This is a genomic window from Streptomyces acidiscabies (assembly GCF_020010905.1).
Classification (GTDB): domain Bacteria; phylum Actinomycetota; class Actinomycetes; order Streptomycetales; family Streptomycetaceae; genus Streptomyces; species Streptomyces acidiscabies.
Genome location: NZ_JAGJBY010000001.1, coordinates 1,179,851 through 1,196,218, shown reverse-complemented (window position 1 = coordinate 1,196,218; position 16,368 = coordinate 1,179,851). Strand labels below are relative to the sequence as shown.

Here is a 16,368-nt window from a genome sequence, read left to right as displayed (position 1 = left end):
TGAACTCCGGGCGCCCTTCGCGCAGTTCAGGTCGCCGTGCAGGTCAGGCTCGGCGCACTGCCCCCGCCGGGCGCGGCACCGAACCCGAAGGTGGCCGAACTCCCCGCGGACAGCGCCCCGTTGTGGGCCGCGTTGACGGCGGTCACCGACGCCCCGCTCTGGGTGTACGACGCGTTCCACATGGTGGAGATCTGCTGGGAGCCGGGGAAGCTCCAGGCGACCTTCCACGACGAGATGGCCGTCGTCCCCGAATTCACCACTTTCACCTCGCCGTTGAAGCCGCCGCCCCAGTCGCTGGTGACGGCGTAGGTCGCGGTGCAGGCGGCGCTCCCGCCACCACCTCCGCCGCCTCCGCCACCGCCACTGCCACTACCGACCGGTGGGAAGGCCGGCGCCTTGATGCTCGCGAGGTAGCCGTCCTTCACCGTGTCGACGGTCTGCCAGTCGTCCTTCAGAATCCCGCCGGTGTCACCGGAGTTGGGGTTCCACGACCAGAACGTCCAGTGGAAGGAGTCGGCGCCGTTCGCCGACGTCGAGCGCAGGTAACTCACCAGCGCCGCCAGCCACTTCTGGTCCACGGACGCCTGGAGCGTCGTACCGAACTCGCCCACCCACACCGGGGCGATGTTCTGCTTGAAGATGTAGCCCCAGTACTTGTCCCAGATCCCCGGCATGTTGTTCGGGAAGGTGGGGTCGCTGAACCAGCTCTGCTGGGCGACGCTGGTGGCGTAGTCGTGCGCCGAGTACACCAGCCGGTTGGGGACGGAGAGTTGGACCGGATACTGCGCGACGCCCATCAGGTTGCCGCCCCACCAGCCGGAGACTCCGTTGACGGTCTGGATGCCCTCGACGAAGATCAGTAGGTCGGGGTTGACCGACAGGACGGCGTTCCCGGCGCGCTGGGCGGCCAGCCGCCAGTCGGTCGCCGTGTCCCCGCAGCCCCAACAGGCGGGATCGTGCGGCTCGTTGTGGAGGTCGATGCCGACGACGGCCGGGTTCCCGGCGTAACGGGACGCCAGGGACTTCAAGTTGGCGATCCACGTCGGCTCGGGGACGGCCGCGGTGTACCAGAGGGCGGACTGTCCGCCCGAGTCCGGACGGTGCCGGTCGAGGATGACGCGCAGGCCGTCCCGGCCGGCGTACGACACGAGCTTGTCCAGTACGCCAAGGGAGTTGAGGCCCTGGAGGTCGGCGTTCTTGCCGCTGGAGAAGTCGATGCTGTTGGGGACGGTCGAGGACTTGAAGATGTCGTCGCTGTACGGGATGCGGATCGTGTTGTAGCCCAGCGACTTCATCTGGTCGATCATGCTCTTGTAGTCGCGCGACCACAGGCCGTGGACCACGTAGTTGCCGGTCTCGAAGCCGAACCAGTTGATCCCGGCGACCCGGACGGGCTGTCCGGCCGAGTCGAGGATCTGACGGCCGCTGGTGTGCCAGTACCCGGCTCCCGGCGCCTCGGCGGCCCTCGCCGGTTGCGCGACTGCCAGGCCCAGAGGCAGCAGCAGCGCGGCGACCACCGCGCACAGTGCTCTTCGCACGTTGCGGAACATGTCCCTTGTTCCTCTCGGGGGTGCGGATCCGGAACATGGGAGCGCTCCCACTTCCGCACCTCCCAGAGAAGACCGGTCCCATCACCCCGTCAAGGACTACGACATCACTTCCCGAGCTTCCTGAACCTCCCCACCGCCAGCGGCAGAAAGAGCGCACCCAGGATCAACGGCCAGACGAGGGCCATCAGTTGAGCGTTCTGCTCGACCCAGGTGTCCCCCGCTCCCGCCGGTGCCCCGAAGAGTTCCCTGGTCGCCCCGGCCGTCGCCGAGATCGGATTCCACGCGGCCACGAACCCGAGCCAGTCCGGCATGAGTTGGGGCGCGACGAAGACGCTGGAGAGCATCGTCAGCGGGAAGGCCACGGCGAACAGCCCGCCCGCCGCCTCGGGGTTGGGGACGACGAAGCCGAGCCACACCCCCAGCCAGATCAGCGCCAGCCGCAGCCACAGCAGCAGCCCGAAGGCGCCGACGAATCCCCAACTCCCCTCCGGACGCCACCCGATGGCCAGCGCCGTGAGCATCATGATGGCCAACTCGGCGCAGGCGACGAGGAGATCGGTCACCCCACGCCCCGCGACGACCGCCGAGGACGCCATCGGCATGGAGCGGAACCGGTCGACGACCCCCTTCTGCGCGTCGTACACGACGACCGTCGCCGTGTTGATGAACCCGAAGGCCATCGTCATGACGAACATCCCCGGCATCAGGAAGTCCTTGTAGTCCCCGCCGCCCGGCACGTTCATCGCGCTGCCGAAGACGTAGCCGTAGAGCAGGACGGAGAGGATCGGGAAGCCCAGTTGCCAGAGGATGTTGACCGGTTGGCGCCGGTAGTGGGTGAGTCCCCGCCGGACGAGGTTCCAGCAGTCGGCCAACGCCCAGTAGGCGCGGCCGTGTTCGCGGACCGGGGTCAGGTCGAGGGTGCTCACGCGGCGGCCTCCTTCGCGGTCGGGCCGGTCTCGGTGCGGTGGCCGGTCAGGCGCAGGAACACATCGTCGAGGCTGGGCCTGCGCAGGCCGATGTCCTCGACCCGCACGCCCTCGTCCTGGAGGGTGCGGGCCACCGCGGTCAGTGCGGAGACCCGGTCGGTGACGGTGGCGTGGACCCTCAACTCGCCTTCGTCTGCCTCGGGTTCGGCGTCCGCGACGCGGGCCATCACCTTCACCGTCCGCTGGATGTCGGCGCGTTCGGCGAGCACGACCTCGATCCGGTCGCCGCCGATCATGTCCTTGAGGCCGTCGGGGGTGTCGTCGGCGATGGACCGGCCCCGGTCGAGCACGGTGACGCGGGAGGCCAGCCGGTCCGCCTCCTCCAGGTACTGCGTGGTGAGCAGGACCGTCGTACCGTCCGCTACCAACGCCCGTACGGATTCCCAGACTTCGCCCCGGGCCCGGGGGTCGAGGCCGGTCGTCGGCTCGTCGAGGAAGAGGACCGCGGGGGCGAGGATCATCGACGCGGCGAGGTCGAGCCGGCGCCGCATGCCGCCGCTGTAGCCGTCGACGCCCCGGTCGGCGGCCTCGGTCAGGCCGAAGCGGTCCAGGAGTTCGGCGGCGCGCTGCCGGGCCCGCCTGCCGCCGAGGTGGAAGAGGCGACCGAACATCTCCAGGTTCTGCCTGCCGGTGAGGACCTCGTCGACCGCCGCGTACTGGCCCGTGAGCCCGATCCGCGCGCGCACCTCGCGCGCCCTGTGGACCACGTCGAGCCCGGCGACCTCCGCGGTGCCGCCGTCGGGGCGGCGCAGGGTGGCCAGGATGCGGACGGCGGTGGTCTTGCCGGCTCCGTTCGGGCCGAGCAGCCCGTGGACCGTGCCTGCGCGGACGGTCAGGTCGAAGCCGTCGAGGGCGGGTTTTCCGGCGTAGCTCTTGCGTAATGCCTCGGCGCGGACGGCGTACTCCATGGGGTCCCCTAACTCCGTGGTCGTAGCTCTGAGGTAGTGGCTCTCGGGCGGTAGCTCTCGGGTCCTGCCCCCCACCTGATAACCGAGTACACCGTACCCGATTTCGCGTACGCCGTACTCGGTTTTTCGGCCCGGAACTAGACTGCCCCCATGACGAGCAGCCAGGACCAGGCCCAGCACTGCCGGGACCAGATCACGCGCACGCTCGAACTCCTCTGGGAGGGCGCCCGCCGCCCCGCGCGCGGTCCGAGGCCGACGCTCACCCTGGACCGGATCGTCGAGGCCGCCGTCGAGATCGCCGACCGGGAGGGCCTGGACGCGGTGTCGATGCGCCGGGTCGCGGCCGAACTCGGCACGGGAGCGATGTCGCTCTACCGCTACGTCCCCGGCAAGTCGGAGCTGGTCGAGCTGATGCTGGACCGGGTGAACCGGGTCGCGCAGGACCCCGGCGACCTCGGCGACCTCGGCGACGGCTCCTGGCGGGAGGCTCTGGAGGTCATGGCCCATTCCATGCTCGGCCTCTACCACCGTCACCCCTGGGTACTACCCGCCAGCCGCTCCCGCCCCCTGCTCGGGCCGAGCGCGATGGACGGCATGGAGAAGGTGCTCGCGCGGATCCGGCCGATGGGGCTCACCGACACCGAGCTGGTGTCGGCGATCATGGCGGTCGAGGGGTACGTCGTCGGCGCGGCGCGTACCCAGGTGTACTACCAGGAGGCCGAGCGCGCCTCGGGTATGACGACGTCCGAGTTCTACGAGGCGCAGTCCCCGTACCTCTCCAGGGTGATGGAGTCGGGACGGTTCCCGGTGCTCGCCTCTCTCGACGCCGGCACCTGGACCTCCTCCTTCGATCACTTCGGCTTCGGGCTCCAGCGCATCCTTGACGGCCTCGAAGCGCTCGTCGCCCGGCGCGGTGCCGAGGAGCGCGCCGGGGAGTGACTCAGCTGCGGCGCAGCAGTCGCCGTAGCCCGAACACCGCCGCGCAGACGACGGCGATGGCGATCGCGCCCTTGGTGACCCCGCCGCCGGAGTCGCCGTCGCTCGGGGAACCGGAGCCGGAGGCGGTCGAACTCCCCTTGGAGGGCGAGGACTTGTCGGCGCCGGGGGCGTCCCGGGCGACCACGCCGCTCTCCGTGCCCTCGCTGCCGTACAGCAGCTTCTTGCCGTCGGCGGAGTAGGTGACGGACTCGCCCTGGCGCTGGAGGGGGACGTCGAGGCGGCCGGTCTTCTTGATCCTGCCGCCGTTCCAGTCGTAGGTGATACCTCCGAAGTACCCGCGTACTACCAGCTGCCGGCCGTCCGGGGAGAACGCGGCGTCGGTGGCCCAGAGGTCCACCGGAGCTATGGGCTTGAAGATGTTGTCGCCGGACGCGGTGAGGCGGGCGGGGCCCTCGTACAGGTGGCCGCCGTCCTCCTTCTTGTCGATGATGTACACCCGGCCGGTCTTGGGGTGGACCATCATCGACTCGGCGTCGCGCCCGCCGTCCGCGTACTTGACGATGTACTGGGTCGCCCTGACCGTCTGGTCCTTGAGTACTACCGGTTCAGGGAGCCGGTAGATCCACAGGTAGGGCCAGCGGCCGTTGAAGTTGTCGCCGATGTCGCCCACGTAGATCTGGTTGTCGGGGCCGATGGAGATCGCCTCGACGTCGCGCGGGGTGCCGACGCCGCGCAGCGTGACCGTGGCGACCGTCTTGCCCGTGGCGCTGTCGACGGCGTAGATCTGCGGGCCGTAACCGCTGTCGTTGTGCGTCCAGTAGACGCCCGGGTGCCGGCGCGAGGCGGCGAGGCCGCTGGACTCCTTGATCCGCGGGTCCTTGATGGTGAACCCGCCGTCGTCGGCGGACGCGGGTACGGCGAGGGCCCCCACGAGCAGGAACCCGGCGAGGACGGCGAACGGTCGGCGCATGTCCCCAGCCTGCCACCCCGCGCGGCGCGACACGCGAGGTGTCGGGACTCACACCCCGGCCGGGGCGGCGATCGTCCATCATGAGCGGATGCTCAGGTTCATGCCCGTCGGTGACTCCATGACGATCGGCAGCGCGGGCGACCACACGTGGCGGTACCGGCTCTGGCGGCATCTGTGTGCCACGTACGGCGGCCCGTTCACGCTGGTCGGGCCGCGCGAGACGTTGTACGACCAGGGAGCTAACTCTCCGGTCTCATACACGTACGCCGAACCCGACTTCCCGCGCGGGCACCTCGCCGGGTGGGGTGAGGGGTGGCAGCATATGGTTCCGCTGATCGGTGACGCGGTGCGCGCCGGACGCGCGGATGTGCTGCTCGTCTCCCTCGGCCTCATCGACCTGGGTTTCTATACGAACGCGGAGCAAACGGCGGAAAACGCACGGGAGTTCATCGCCGCGGCCCGCGCCGCGCGCCCCCGCGTCCGTGCCGTCGTCCTTCCCGTCATCCCCAACGTCCGCGCCACCGCGGACCCCGCGTTCGCCGAACAGGTCGACCTCTTCAACGAACTCCTCGCGAAGGCGGTCGCCGACCTCGACGAGCCGGGGTCGCCGCTGCTCCTCGCGTCCATCCCTCCCAGGTACGACATCGATACGGATACGTACGACGGGACGCATCCCAACGCGAGCGGCGAGCACAAGCTGGCGGAGGCGTTCGCGGAGGCGATGTATCAGGGGTGGGGGATGGGCGGACCCTACGAGGAGGGGTAGTCCCCGGGTAGTACCTACGGGGGACCGAACCCTGCGATGACCTCGACCATCGCCTCGGCGCATCCCCTCGCTCCGTCCCCCGGTTCCTGGCCCTCCCCCAGGTACGCCGCCCGAGCCCGCGCCAGCACGGCCCGGTGCTCCCCCGCCAACCTCGCCTCCGCCCACCGGGCCGCCTCGTCCTTGGCGCCTACGACCCCCGTACCGAGGGTCATCCAGATACGGGCGAGGGTCAGCAGGACGTTCCGGGTGTCGTGCTCCAGGTCGGCCATGAGGTCCGGGACGCCCGCGGTGATCCCGCGCAGAAGATCGGCGTGCGGGACGGGGTCGAGGAGGGCGGCCGGAGGAGGGCCGCCGAGAAGAGGCGCGTCCCCCTGAAGAACCATGGTCAGCACGGGCGCCAGATCAGCACTGACCTCCGGCACGGGCAGCCCCCCGGCCTCGAACTCCCCCCGCAGCCAGTCCCCGTAGAGAAAATCGCAGACGGGCGGAAACCGCCAGGGCCGCACCTCCCCCTGCACGACGACGGTCAACTCGACGTACCGATACCCATGTTGCCCGGACAGAGCCAACAACTCATCGACGAGCACACGCCTCTGACGTGCACTCAAAGACCGCCACACCACCCCGAGCACATCGATGTCACTGCGCGGCCGAAGCCCACCCAACACAGCCGACCCATGCAGATAAACCCCGAGCAACTCCCCCTCCCCGACGACCTCACGCAACAACTCCGCTTCCCTGCACCCCAGCACGATGCCGCTCCGCCACTCTCCGGTCGTCCCCATGACGGCACGGTAGGCGGCGTCGAGGTGGTGGCCGCAAGCACATTTGCACGACGCCGACCTGACCGGCACCGCCATCGACCTGGCCCTCAGGGACTCCGGTACTACCCCCGGAGTCCCCAGCGCCCGTCCTAGAACATCGTGTTGTCGTTCGCCGAAGTCTCCGGCACGTCCTGGATGACGTCCCAGTGCTCGACGATCTTCCCGCCCCGCACCCGGAACAGGTCCACGATCGCCTGACCCCGCTGACCGGGCGCCGGGATGTAGTGGCTGTGGACGGCGACGAGGTCGCCCTCGGCGATGACCCGCTTGGGCTCGACCTTCAACTGGGGGAACTGGGCGAAGTACGCGCCGAGCCCGGCCTTGGCGCCGGCGGCACCGTTGGGGATGTTCGGGTTGTGCTGCTGGTAGTCGGTGCTCCAGTACCGGTCGATCGCGCCGACATCCTTCCGCACGATCAACTGGTCGAACGCCTTCACCACGAGCTTCTTGTTGTACGACGTCAGCCACGCCGGCCCGGGCTGCTGGGTACGAGGCCAACTCACCGTGGAGAACATGTCGTTGCCGTTGGCGGTCGTGTCGGACACGTTCTGCCCGGTGTCCCAGTGCTCGGCGATCTTCCCGCCCTGGAACCGGAAGATGTCGAAGACGGCGCTCCCCGAACTCCCGGGCGTGAGAACGACGTTGGAGTGGACGATGACCAACTCACCTTCGGAGATGACCCTCTTGACGTCGTACTTCGCGTCGGGGAACTGCTGGTGGACGGACGTGCCGAGGTTCTTCAGCGTCGCGGCACCGTCGGGCGCGAACGGGTTGTGCTGGATGTAGTCGGCGCGGACGTACCGGTCGACGACGGCCCCGTCACCCCGCTCGAAGACCCCCTTGAGGACCCGGACGGCGACGTCCTTCTGGTACGCGAGACGCAGCGGCGAGTCGACGGACACGTGACCGGGCCGGTCGTACGGCACCGCGACGGCGGGAACGGTGGCGGCGGTGACCGTCAGAGCACCGGCCGCGAGGACCGCGGCGAGTATCCGACGGGCGGACGTGGTGGGGGACACGGTGTTTCCTTCCAGAGGCATGGCTCTCAGGTAGGGGTCAGCTTGAACTTTCAACCTCACCCCTCGACCCTGATCCTAACCACAGGGAAGCGCTAACTTCTAGATAGCACTCGCAGGTATTCGCGCCCCGTGGACGATGTGCCTCACGGGCTCGCGTCATTCCCGCGGTTCGAGGGGTCGGGGCTGCACAGCCAGCCGTTGATGGCGAAACGGCTGTCCGCGTGCTGCTTGCTCGGGCAGCTGACCGGCCGTACCTCATGCCAGGCAGTGGGGAGGAAGAACACGATGCTGTCGTGCTCGGGCTCCCAGTCCCGCCAGGTGCGCTCCTGCCATCTCCCGGCTGTCTCGGTGTGCAGTGGCATGGCCGCGTCGAACACACGCAGCTCGCCTCCGTCGAAAGGCCGGGGCGTGCGATGCAGGTAGTACACGAAGGTGAGCAGACGTCGGGTGGCGAACTCGACGCTGGTGTCCTGGTGCGGCCGGTAGAAGTCGCCGTCGTTGTGCGCGTTGAGGCTGTAGCTGGGTTCGGTGTGCCGGCAGGAGACTTGGAGCGTGTGCTCGACCGCCTCCAGCACCTCGTCGATGGCCGCCATCAGCTCAGGCGCGGCGAAGTCGTGGCGCGAGCGGGACCGGCGGAAGTCGGGGACCACCTCTTGGTCGCGGATCATGGAGGGCTTCAAGGTGTCGTCGGCGGAGGCGATGGCGCGCTCCAGTAAGGCGCCGGCCGTCTGCTCACCCAGGAACTGGGTGATGCGACAGACCGTCACCGGAAGCCGCCAGACCGCGTCCGTACACACCGGTGACCGCAGATCCATCGCCTGGGATGGCCCCGTCAGGGTGTCGTTTCGTACCAATGCGTCCTGCTTTGTCATGGTGTCTTGCCTTCTGAGGGAAGAGATGGCGACCGTGGGCCGCGCTCGGCGACCGGCCTTCCCCGGCCGAGCGCCGGAGCAACAGGCCGTCCGGCGTCGTCACACGGCCCCGGAGGTGTTCACGCCCGCGGCTTCTCGCAGACGATCCACTTCAGCCGTGAGCTCTTCCACGCGGCGGTTCAGTGCCTGGATGCACACCAGGGCGACGCCGAGGCCGTCGACGACGGGGATGGTGGTGTCGTCCTGGTTGAAGCCGAAGGCGGCGTGCCAGTCCTGAGCCATCGGCCCCAGGTGACGTACGCCTTCGGGCTCCCAGAGGTAGCGCCAGGTACTGACGGGCAGCGCGGCCACGGTCTCCAGGACCGCGTAGCCGTTGACCGGGCCGACCGGCGCCGTACCGCTGCTCTCCCGCGCCTCACCTCGAAGCCGTGCCGGGGTACCGCGGTCAGCCGCCCGGGAGCGCCGACGGAAGATCCGCACGGCTACCGGCTCCAGTCGACCGGGACCACGTCCTGCTTGAGCGCACGGTCGCTGCAGACGGAGCATGGGGCGCCCGGGACACCGGGGCCCTGGTCAGTGCCGATCGTGATCGCTCCGTGGGCCCCGGCCGGGGCGTGAACGCCGTCGCCGACCATTGCGGCTTCGTAGCCGCCCAGCAGTTCCTGGAGGGTTCCAGGGCCCAGGTTCTCCGGAGCGGCGATCGCGGCGATGCCGTCGTAGTCCGTGTAGGCCGTCCCCAGCGTCCTGCCGCCCATGGTGGCGAACACGATCTTCGCGCCGCGAATGGGCTCCCCGGTCACCGCGTCGGACGCCATCGCGTTGATGTTCTCCAATTGCATCTGGGTGACATTCAGGCTGGCCTGGCTGGCCGTGAGCCTGGTCGGCTTCAGGCTGGGGCATTCCGCCCCGCCGCACGACGGCGTCGCCGTGGGGGCGGCGGACGCGGGGGCACCACTTCCCACTCCCAGCGCCGCCATAGCCACGGCCATTGCCGAGACAGCCATACGCCCCGAAGACCTCACGTCCCACTCCCATGTGTCAGCGACGGATGCCGTCCCATCCGGACGGCACGCAGACTGTAAGGGCGCCCGCCCGGCGATACTGCATGAAGATCGGAGATGCCTTCTATCGAGTGAACTGACGACCGGGGGCGCTGACTTGGGCGGTCAAGATTCCTACTCCTGAAGTCGCTTGCGTCGAGTCCACTCCAAGTCGTTGGCTTGAGGACCATGAAGTACACACAGCTCGGACGCACGGGACTCAAGGTCAGCCGACTGGTACTCGGCACGATGAACTTCGGTCCGCAGACAGACGAGGCCGACAGCCACGCGATCATGGACGCGGCGCTGGACGCCGGCATCAACTTCTTCGACACGGCGAACGTCTACGGCTGGGGCGAGAACAAGGGCCACACCGAGGAGATCATCGGCAACTGGTTCGCGGCCGGTGGCGCCGCCCGCCGCGACAAGGTCGTCCTCGCGACCAAGGTGTACGGCAACATGGCCGCCGACGGCGACGCCTGGCCCAACCATGACAAGCTCTCCGCGGTGAACATCCGCCGCGCGGTCGACGCGTCGCTCAAGCGGCTCCAGACCGACTACATCGACCTCTACCAGTTCCACCACATCGACCGCCTGACCCCCTTCGAGGAGATCTGGCAGGCCGTCGACGTCCTGATCCAGCAGGGCAAGATCCTGTACGCCGGTTCCTCCAACTTCCCCGGCTACAAGATCGCCCAGGCCAACGAGGCCGCCGCGCGCCGCGGTTCGTACGGGCTGGTCAGCGAGCAGTGCCTCTACAACCTGTACGAGCGGCGCGCCGAGATGGAGGTCATACCTGCGGCGGAGGAGTACGGGGTGGGCGTGATCCCCTGGTCCCCGCTGCACGGCGGGCTCCTCGGCGGCATCCTCAAGAAGGAGGTCCAGGGCGGCCGTCGCGCCTCGGGCCGCGCCGCCGACTCGATCGCCGACGCGAGTGTCCGGGCCAAGATCCAGGCGTACGAGGATCTCCTCGACAAGCACGGGGTCGACCCCGGCGAGACCGCCCTGGCCTGGCTCCTCACGCGTCCCGGCGTGACCGGCCCGATCGTCGGCCCGCGTACGGCCGGACAGCTGGAGTCGGCGATCCGCGCGGTGGAGCTGGAGCTGAGCGAGGAGTTGCTGGCCGGGTTGGACGAGGTGTTCCCGGGCCCGGGCCCGTCGCCGGAGGCGTTCGCCTGGTAGGGGGCAGTACCTGAGAGCTACCCCTCCGGTACCCCGTACCCGAGGGGGACGCCTCCCGTAGGGGGTACCTGAGACCTACCTCCCACGTACCCCGTACCTGAGAGGTACGCCTCCGGTACCCCGTACCTGGGAGCTACCCCGCACGTACCCCGTACCCGAGAGGTACGCCCTCGGTACCCCATACCCGGGAGCTACCTCTCGGGTACCCCCTACCTGGGAGGTAGCCCGCAGGTACCCCCACCCAAGCCCTACCTCCCCACAGCCGCCGCCACCGCCACCACCGCGAACATCAACACAAGCGCACCGGCCATGATCCGGTTCCGGGTCTTAGGATCCACACCACCGAGCCTAACCGGCCCCGCCGAGCCCCCACCGACCGACCACCTCATAGCGCGGTCTCTCCCCCGTAACCCCCGACCTCGGCAGCTCACTCCGCACCAGCGCCAGCTCCCCGACTCGCCACCCCCGCCCGGAGAACCGGTCCAGCGCCTCGACGTACGCCTCCGCGGCCACCCCCTCCCGGCTCCGCGCCAGCGTCAGATGCGGCTTGTACCGCCGGTGCTCCATCTCCACCCCGGCCTTGAGCCCCGCCGCCTCCGCCCGGTCCGCGAGCAGCCGCAGTGCCGCGACCTCCCCCGCCGCCCCGGCCCACACCACCCGCCCCTGCCCGAACTGCCCGCCCCCGCGCACGGCGAGTTCGAAGGGCTCGGTGCGGCCGGCCGCGCGCTCCAGCCGGGCCGACAGTTCCGGTACGACGTCGTCGTCCACGTCCCCGTAGAACGCGAGGGTGAAGTGCCACCCCTCCCGCCCGGTCCAGCGCAGTGCGTCCGCGTCGGGGAGCGTGCGCAACTCACCCACCACGGCGTCGAGTTCGGCACGAACCCGCTCCGGCGGCAGGACGGCGGCGAAGAGTCTCATACCGGGATTGTGCCGCCCGGCATGATGGTCGGCATGGAGATCGCGATCAGAGAAGGCACCCCGGGTGACATACCCGTCATCCTCACCATGCTCGACAGCGCCGTGGAGTGGCTGGCGGCGCAGGGCCGTACCGGACAGTGGGGGTCGAAGCCGCTCTCGGAGAACCCGAAGACGGTGGAGTCGGTGACCCGGTACATGGACGAGGGCGTGACGTACATCGCGGAGGCGGACGGCGTCCCCGCCGCGACCCTCACCCTCACCGACGCCCCCGGCGCCTACCTCGCCCACCTCCCCTCCCCCGGCGAACCCGAGCGCTACATCCACTGGCTCGCCTCGGACCGCCGCTACAAAGGTCATGGCATCGGCAGCGCCCTCCTCGCCCACGCCGCCCGCACGACCCGCGCGGCCGGCGTCTCCCTCCTGCGCGTCGACTGCTACGCGGGCGACGACCGAGGACTGGTCGCCTACTACGAGGCCAACGGCTTCACCCCGACCCACGCGTTCACCGTGAACGACAGCTGGCCGGGACAACTCCTGGAACGCCGCGTCTGACCCCGTACCCCTCCAGAGCTACCCCTCCAGAGCCACGCCCCGTACCCCTCCCCAGACGTACGGATACGGCGCGCCCCGGACCCACCCGAGCCCAGACCGCGCCGTACCCCCACCCCCGTACCACCCCAGAGTTACGCCACCCGAGCCAACCCCACCTCGGCCCCGGCCGCCTCTTCCCCCGCCGAACCCCGTGGAACGAACCGCACCCGCGGATGCCCCCCGTACCACCCGACCGACAACCGGAACCCCCCGACACGTGTCAGCACAAGCCCGATCGCGACAGCGGCCAGCAACGAGATCGCGCCCCCGACGGCGAGCCCGGCCCGCACCCCGTACGCGTCGGTGATCCACCCGGCGATCGGCGCGCCCACCGGCGAGCCGCCGAGGAAGACCATCATGTAGAGGGCCATGACGCGCCCGCGCATGGCGGGATCGGTGGACAGCTGGATCCCCGTGTTCGCCGTGACGTTGACGGTCATGCCGAACATCCCGATCGGCACCATGAACAGCGCGAACAGCCACAGCGAGGGCGCGAACGCGGCGGCCAGCTCGACCGCGCCGAAGGCGACCGCCGCCCCGATCAGCACCCGCATCCGCGAGGTCCCCCGCCGCGCGGCGAGCAGCGCGCCCGCGAGCGATCCGACGGCCATCAGCGTGTTGAAGAGGCTGTAGGACCCGGCGCCCGCGTGGAAGACGTCGTCGGCGAAGGCGGAGAGGTAGACGGGGAAGTTGAACCCGAACGTGCCGATGAACCCGACCAGCGCGATGGTCCAGATCAGGTCGGGCCGCCCGGCGACGTAGTGCAGCCCTTCGCGCAACTGCCCCTTGCCGCGCGGCGCGCGCTCGACGGCGTGCAGCTCGCGCCCGCGCATGAGCAGCAGCCCGGCGATCGGGGCGACGAACGACAGCCCGTTGAAGAGGAACGCCCAGCCGGTGCCGACCCCGGTGATCATCAGACCGGCGACGGCGGGTCCGACGAGCCGCGCGGACTGGAAGTTCGCGGAGTTCAGGCTGACCGCGTTCTGCAGCTGGTCCGGGCCGACCATCTCGGAGACGAAGGACTGGCGCGCCGGGTTGTCGACGACGGTCGCGAGTCCTGCGGCGAAGGCGGCGACGTAGACGTGCCACACCTGGACGTGTCCGGAGAGGGTCAGGGCGGCGAGCGCGACGCCGGTGGCGCCCATCGCCGTCTGTGTGATCAGCAGCGTCGGGCGCTTGGGGAAGCGGTCGACGAGGACACCGCCGTACAGCCCGAACAGCAGCATCGGCAGGAACTGGAGCGCGGTGGTGACGCCGACGGCGGTCGCGGAGCCGGTGAGGCTGAGGACGAGCCAGTCCTGGGCGATGCGCTGCATCCAGGTGCCGATGTTGGAGACGACCTGGCCGAGGAAGAAGAGGCGGTAGTTGCGGACCTTCAGCGAGCTGAACATCGAGGACCTGCGGGCCGGTTCCACGGGGTCCGCGGTCGGCTCCGGTCCCTCGGAAGTACTACGGGTATCACGGGTACTACGGGTATCCCCCGGGGGTCCCTCCGGGGTCGTACGGATCGGTGCGGGTGCGGAGTCTGCTCCGGGTCCCGAACTCAAAGGGGTCGCCTCCTTGTGTCTGCCTACAGTTGCGCGAGCTTCTCCAGCACGGGGGCGGCGGCCTTCAGCTTCGCCCACTCGTCGTCGTCGAGCTCTTCCGCCAGACCGGCCAGGAACGCGTTCCGCTTGCGGCGGCTCTGCTCCAGCATGGATTCGGCCTGTTCGGTCTGGCTGACCACTTTCTGGCGCCGGTCCTCGGGGTGCGGCTCAAGGCTGACCAGCCCCTTGGCCTCCAGGAGCGCCACGATGCGGGTCATGGAGGGCGGCTGGACGTGCTCCTTGCGCGCCAGCTCGCCGGGGGTGGCGCTGCCACAGCGGAACAGCGTCCCGAGCACCGACATCTCGGTCGGGCTCAGCGACTCGTCCACCCGCTGGTGTTTCAGCCTGCGGGAGAGCCGCATCACGGCTGATCTGAGGTCGTTCACGGCGGCGGCATCGTCGTCGTGGGTGAGGTCCGGCATGTTTCTTAGCCTAAGTCATTACCCTGGCTAAATACCAGCCGGAACGCGCCGGTCCGCCCGTGATACCCACCACTGGGCGCTCTCACAGCACTTTTTCACTCATACGGGTGACAGGGCCCCAGAAGCCCTCCCATCACCCCGAACCGTCCGGCGACCCTCGTACCCATGGGGACCACAGTGCTCAGCCTGCGAATAGACCACGAACTGCTCGAACGGCTCCGGCAGCACGCGGCCAAAAGAGGAATGAGCGTCCAGGACTATGTCGTCCGGACGCTCGTTCGCGATGACTTCGACGAGCGGTTCCAGGCCGCCGTCGAGGAGACGGAGAAGTTCTACGGGCTCACCTGAGGGCGCTACCCCTCAGGTAGTCCCCGGGTACCTCTCAGGTGAGACCCAGCGCCGGCATCAGGTAGTAGAACGCGAACACCGCCGACACCACGTACATGGCCACCGGCACCTCCCGCCCCCGCCCCGCGGCCAGGCGCAGGACGGCGAAGGCGATGAAGCCCATGCCGATGCCGTTGGTGATGGAGTAGGTGAACGGCATCATCACCATCGTGATGAAGGCCGGGATCGCGATGGTGTGGTCGGCCCAGTCGATCTCCTTGACCGAGCCCGCCAGGATCAGGAACCCGACCGCGAGCAGCGCCGGGGTCGCGGCCTGCGACGGGACCATGGTCGCGACCGGCGTGAGGAACAGTGCGACGGCGAAGAGCGCGCCGGTGACGATGTTCGCGAAGCCGGTCCGCGCGCCCTCGCCGACCCCGGCGGTGGACTCGACGAAGCAGGTGGTGGCCGAGGAGGAGGACGCCCCACCGGCGGCGACGGCGATGCCGTCCACGAACAGGACCTTGTTGATCCCCGGCATCTGACCGGACGCGTCGGTCAGCTTCGCCTCGTCCGAGACACCCATGATCGTGCCCATGGCGTCGAAGAAGCAGGACAGCAGGACGGTGAAGACGAACAGGATCCCGGTCAGCACACCGACCTCGCTGAACCCACCGAACAGGCTGACCTTCCCGATCAGCCCGAAGTCGGGGGTGGCTACGGGGTTACCGGGCCACTTCGGGGTCGTCAGACCCCAGGACTGCACGTGTACGACCGCCTCGATGATCATCGCGAGTACGGTCATGGCGACGATGGAGATGAGGATCGCGCCCGGCACCTTGCGGACGATGAGGGCGAGGGTGAGCAGCGCGCCGAGCACGAAGACCAGGACCGGCCACCCAGTGAGGTGACCGCCGGTGCCGAGCTGGAGCGGCACGGTCGTATGGGCGACGTCGGGGATACGGGTGATGAACCCGGAGTCGACGAGCCCGATCAGCATGATGAACAGGCCGATACCGATCGAGATCGCCTTGCGCAGCCCGAACGGCACCGCGTTCATGACCCGCTCGCGCAGCCCGGTCGCGACCAGCAGCATGACGATCAGACCGGCGAGGACGACCATCCCCATCGCGTCCGGCCAGGACATCCGCGGCGCGAGCTGGAGCGCGACGACGGAGTTGACGCCGAGGCCTGCGGCGAGCGCGATCGGCACGTTGCCGATGACGCCCATCAGCAGTGTCGTGAAAGCGGCGGTGAGACAGGTCGCGGTGACGAGCTGGCCGTTGTCCAGCTGGTGTCCGTACATGTCCTTCGCGCTTCCGAGAATGATCGGATTGAGCACGATGATGTACGCCATCGCGAAGAAAGTGGCGAAACCACCTCGAACCTCCCGGGACAGCGTGCTGCCGCGTTCGGAGATCCTGAAGTAGCGGTCGAGTGCGCCGAGGGCCGGGGTAGGCATCGTTTG

Annotated in this window: 18 protein-coding genes; 5 read left to right on the top strand and 13 right to left on the bottom strand. The window is 69.2% G+C overall.

Features of this window, described 5'->3' with window-relative positions:
• Positions 1-26: 26 nt before the first annotated feature.
• From J8M50_RS05865 to J8M50_RS05855, 3 genes are all read right to left on the bottom strand, one after another.
• Complete coding sequence (locus J8M50_RS05865) at positions 27-1,550, bottom strand: cellulase family glycosylhydrolase (protein WP_010351268.1); 1,524 nt, start codon at positions 1,548-1,550, stop codon at positions 27-29.
• A 104-nt stretch (positions 1,551-1,654) separates the two neighbouring features.
• Positions 1,655-2,476 (bottom strand): ABC transporter permease, encoded by an 822-nt coding sequence (locus J8M50_RS05860; protein WP_010351267.1) that lies wholly within the window; start codon positions 2,474-2,476, stop codon positions 1,655-1,657.
• Entirely contained in the window at positions 2,473-3,444 is a 972-nt protein-coding gene (locus tag J8M50_RS05855; RefSeq protein ID WP_010351266.1) for a daunorubicin resistance protein DrrA family ABC transporter ATP-binding protein, read from the bottom strand. The genes J8M50_RS05860 and J8M50_RS05855 overlap by 4 nt, the downstream gene beginning before the upstream one ends.
• Positions 3,445-3,594: 150 nt before the next feature.
• Between J8M50_RS05855 and J8M50_RS05850 the strand changes: the two genes are divergently transcribed.
• The gene (locus J8M50_RS05850; RefSeq protein ID WP_010351265.1) at positions 3,595-4,383 is read left to right on the top strand and encodes a TetR/AcrR family transcriptional regulator; all 789 of its coding nucleotides are present in this window, start codon (positions 3,595-3,597) and stop codon (positions 4,381-4,383) included.
• A gap of 1 nt (position 4,384) precedes the next feature.
• Here the strand turns inward: J8M50_RS05850 and J8M50_RS05845 are convergent, their stop codons facing one another.
• Complete coding sequence (locus J8M50_RS05845; RefSeq protein ID WP_010351264.1) at positions 4,385-5,353, bottom strand: YncE family protein; 969 nt, start codon at positions 5,351-5,353, stop codon at positions 4,385-4,387.
• A gap of 88 nt (positions 5,354-5,441) precedes the next feature.
• Here J8M50_RS05845 and J8M50_RS05840 point away from each other — a divergent pair, with 88 nt between their 5' ends.
• Complete coding sequence (locus tag J8M50_RS05840; protein WP_010351263.1) at positions 5,442-6,119, top strand: GDSL-type esterase/lipase family protein; 678 nt, start codon at positions 5,442-5,444, stop codon at positions 6,117-6,119.
• Between the two features lie 14 nt (positions 6,120-6,133).
• On the opposite strand, the gene J8M50_RS05835 is transcribed toward J8M50_RS05840, so the two are convergent.
• The 5 genes from J8M50_RS05835 to J8M50_RS05815 all read right to left on the bottom strand — a co-directional run bounded on the left by J8M50_RS05835 (position 6,134) and on the right by J8M50_RS05815 (position 9,838).
• Positions 6,134-6,904 (bottom strand): aminoglycoside adenylyltransferase domain-containing protein, encoded by a 771-nt coding sequence (locus J8M50_RS05835; RefSeq protein ID WP_075661502.1) that lies wholly within the window; start codon positions 6,902-6,904, stop codon positions 6,134-6,136.
• A 128-nt stretch (positions 6,905-7,032) separates the two neighbouring features.
• Entirely contained in the window at positions 7,033-7,962 is a 930-nt protein-coding gene (locus J8M50_RS05830; protein ID WP_010351261.1) for a nuclear transport factor 2 family protein, read from the bottom strand.
• 143 nt (positions 7,963-8,105) lie between these two features.
• Positions 8,106-8,834, bottom strand: coding sequence for a 2OG-Fe(II) oxygenase (locus J8M50_RS05825; protein ID WP_223786169.1), 729 nt, complete (start codon positions 8,832-8,834; stop codon positions 8,106-8,108).
• Positions 8,835-8,933: 99 nt separating this feature from the next.
• Positions 8,934-9,314 (bottom strand): tail fiber domain-containing protein, encoded by a 381-nt coding sequence (locus J8M50_RS05820; protein WP_010351259.1) that lies wholly within the window; start codon positions 9,312-9,314, stop codon positions 8,934-8,936.
• A gap of 2 nt (positions 9,315-9,316) precedes the next feature.
• Complete coding sequence (locus J8M50_RS05815) at positions 9,317-9,838, bottom strand: hypothetical protein (protein ID WP_010351258.1); 522 nt, start codon at positions 9,836-9,838, stop codon at positions 9,317-9,319.
• 225 nt (positions 9,839-10,063) lie between these two features.
• On the opposite strand from J8M50_RS05815, the gene J8M50_RS05810 reads away from it, so the two are divergent.
• Entirely contained in the window at positions 10,064-11,056 is a 993-nt protein-coding gene (locus J8M50_RS05810; RefSeq protein WP_010351257.1) for an aldo/keto reductase, read from the top strand.
• Between the two features lie 348 nt (positions 11,057-11,404).
• Here J8M50_RS05810 and thpR read toward each other — a convergent pair whose 3' ends face one another.
• A complete protein-coding gene (gene thpR / locus J8M50_RS05805; RefSeq protein ID WP_010351255.1) occupies positions 11,405-11,974 on the bottom strand; it encodes an RNA 2',3'-cyclic phosphodiesterase in 570 nt (189 codons plus the stop codon).
• 33 nt (positions 11,975-12,007) lie between these two features.
• Here thpR and J8M50_RS05800 point away from each other — a divergent pair, with 33 nt between their 5' ends.
• A complete protein-coding gene (locus tag J8M50_RS05800; protein WP_029183506.1) occupies positions 12,008-12,526 on the top strand; it encodes a GNAT family N-acetyltransferase in 519 nt (172 codons plus the stop codon).
• Positions 12,527-12,657: 131 nt separating this feature from the next.
• On the opposite strand, the gene J8M50_RS05795 is transcribed toward J8M50_RS05800, so the two are convergent.
• Complete coding sequence (locus J8M50_RS05795; RefSeq protein ID WP_010351253.1) at positions 12,658-13,956, bottom strand: MFS transporter; 1,299 nt, start codon at positions 13,954-13,956, stop codon at positions 12,658-12,660.
• Positions 13,957-14,135: 179 nt separating this feature from the next.
• On the bottom strand, positions 14,136-14,573 hold the full coding sequence (locus tag J8M50_RS05790; RefSeq protein ID WP_010351252.1) for a MarR family winged helix-turn-helix transcriptional regulator: 438 nt from the start codon (positions 14,571-14,573) through the stop codon (positions 14,136-14,138).
• Between the two features lie 165 nt (positions 14,574-14,738).
• Between J8M50_RS05790 and J8M50_RS05785 the strand changes: the two genes are divergently transcribed.
• On the top strand, positions 14,739-14,921 hold the full coding sequence (locus J8M50_RS05785) for a ribbon-helix-helix protein, CopG family (protein WP_029183504.1): 183 nt from the start codon (positions 14,739-14,741) through the stop codon (positions 14,919-14,921).
• Positions 14,922-14,955: 34 nt separating this feature from the next.
• Here J8M50_RS05785 and J8M50_RS05780 read toward each other — a convergent pair whose 3' ends face one another.
• Positions 14,956-16,362 carry an NCS2 family permease gene (locus tag J8M50_RS05780; RefSeq protein WP_010351250.1) on the bottom strand — a complete coding sequence of 469 codons (1,407 nt, stop codon included), beginning with the start codon at positions 16,360-16,362 and terminating at the stop codon, positions 14,956-14,958.
• Positions 16,363-16,368: the final 6 nt, after the last annotated feature.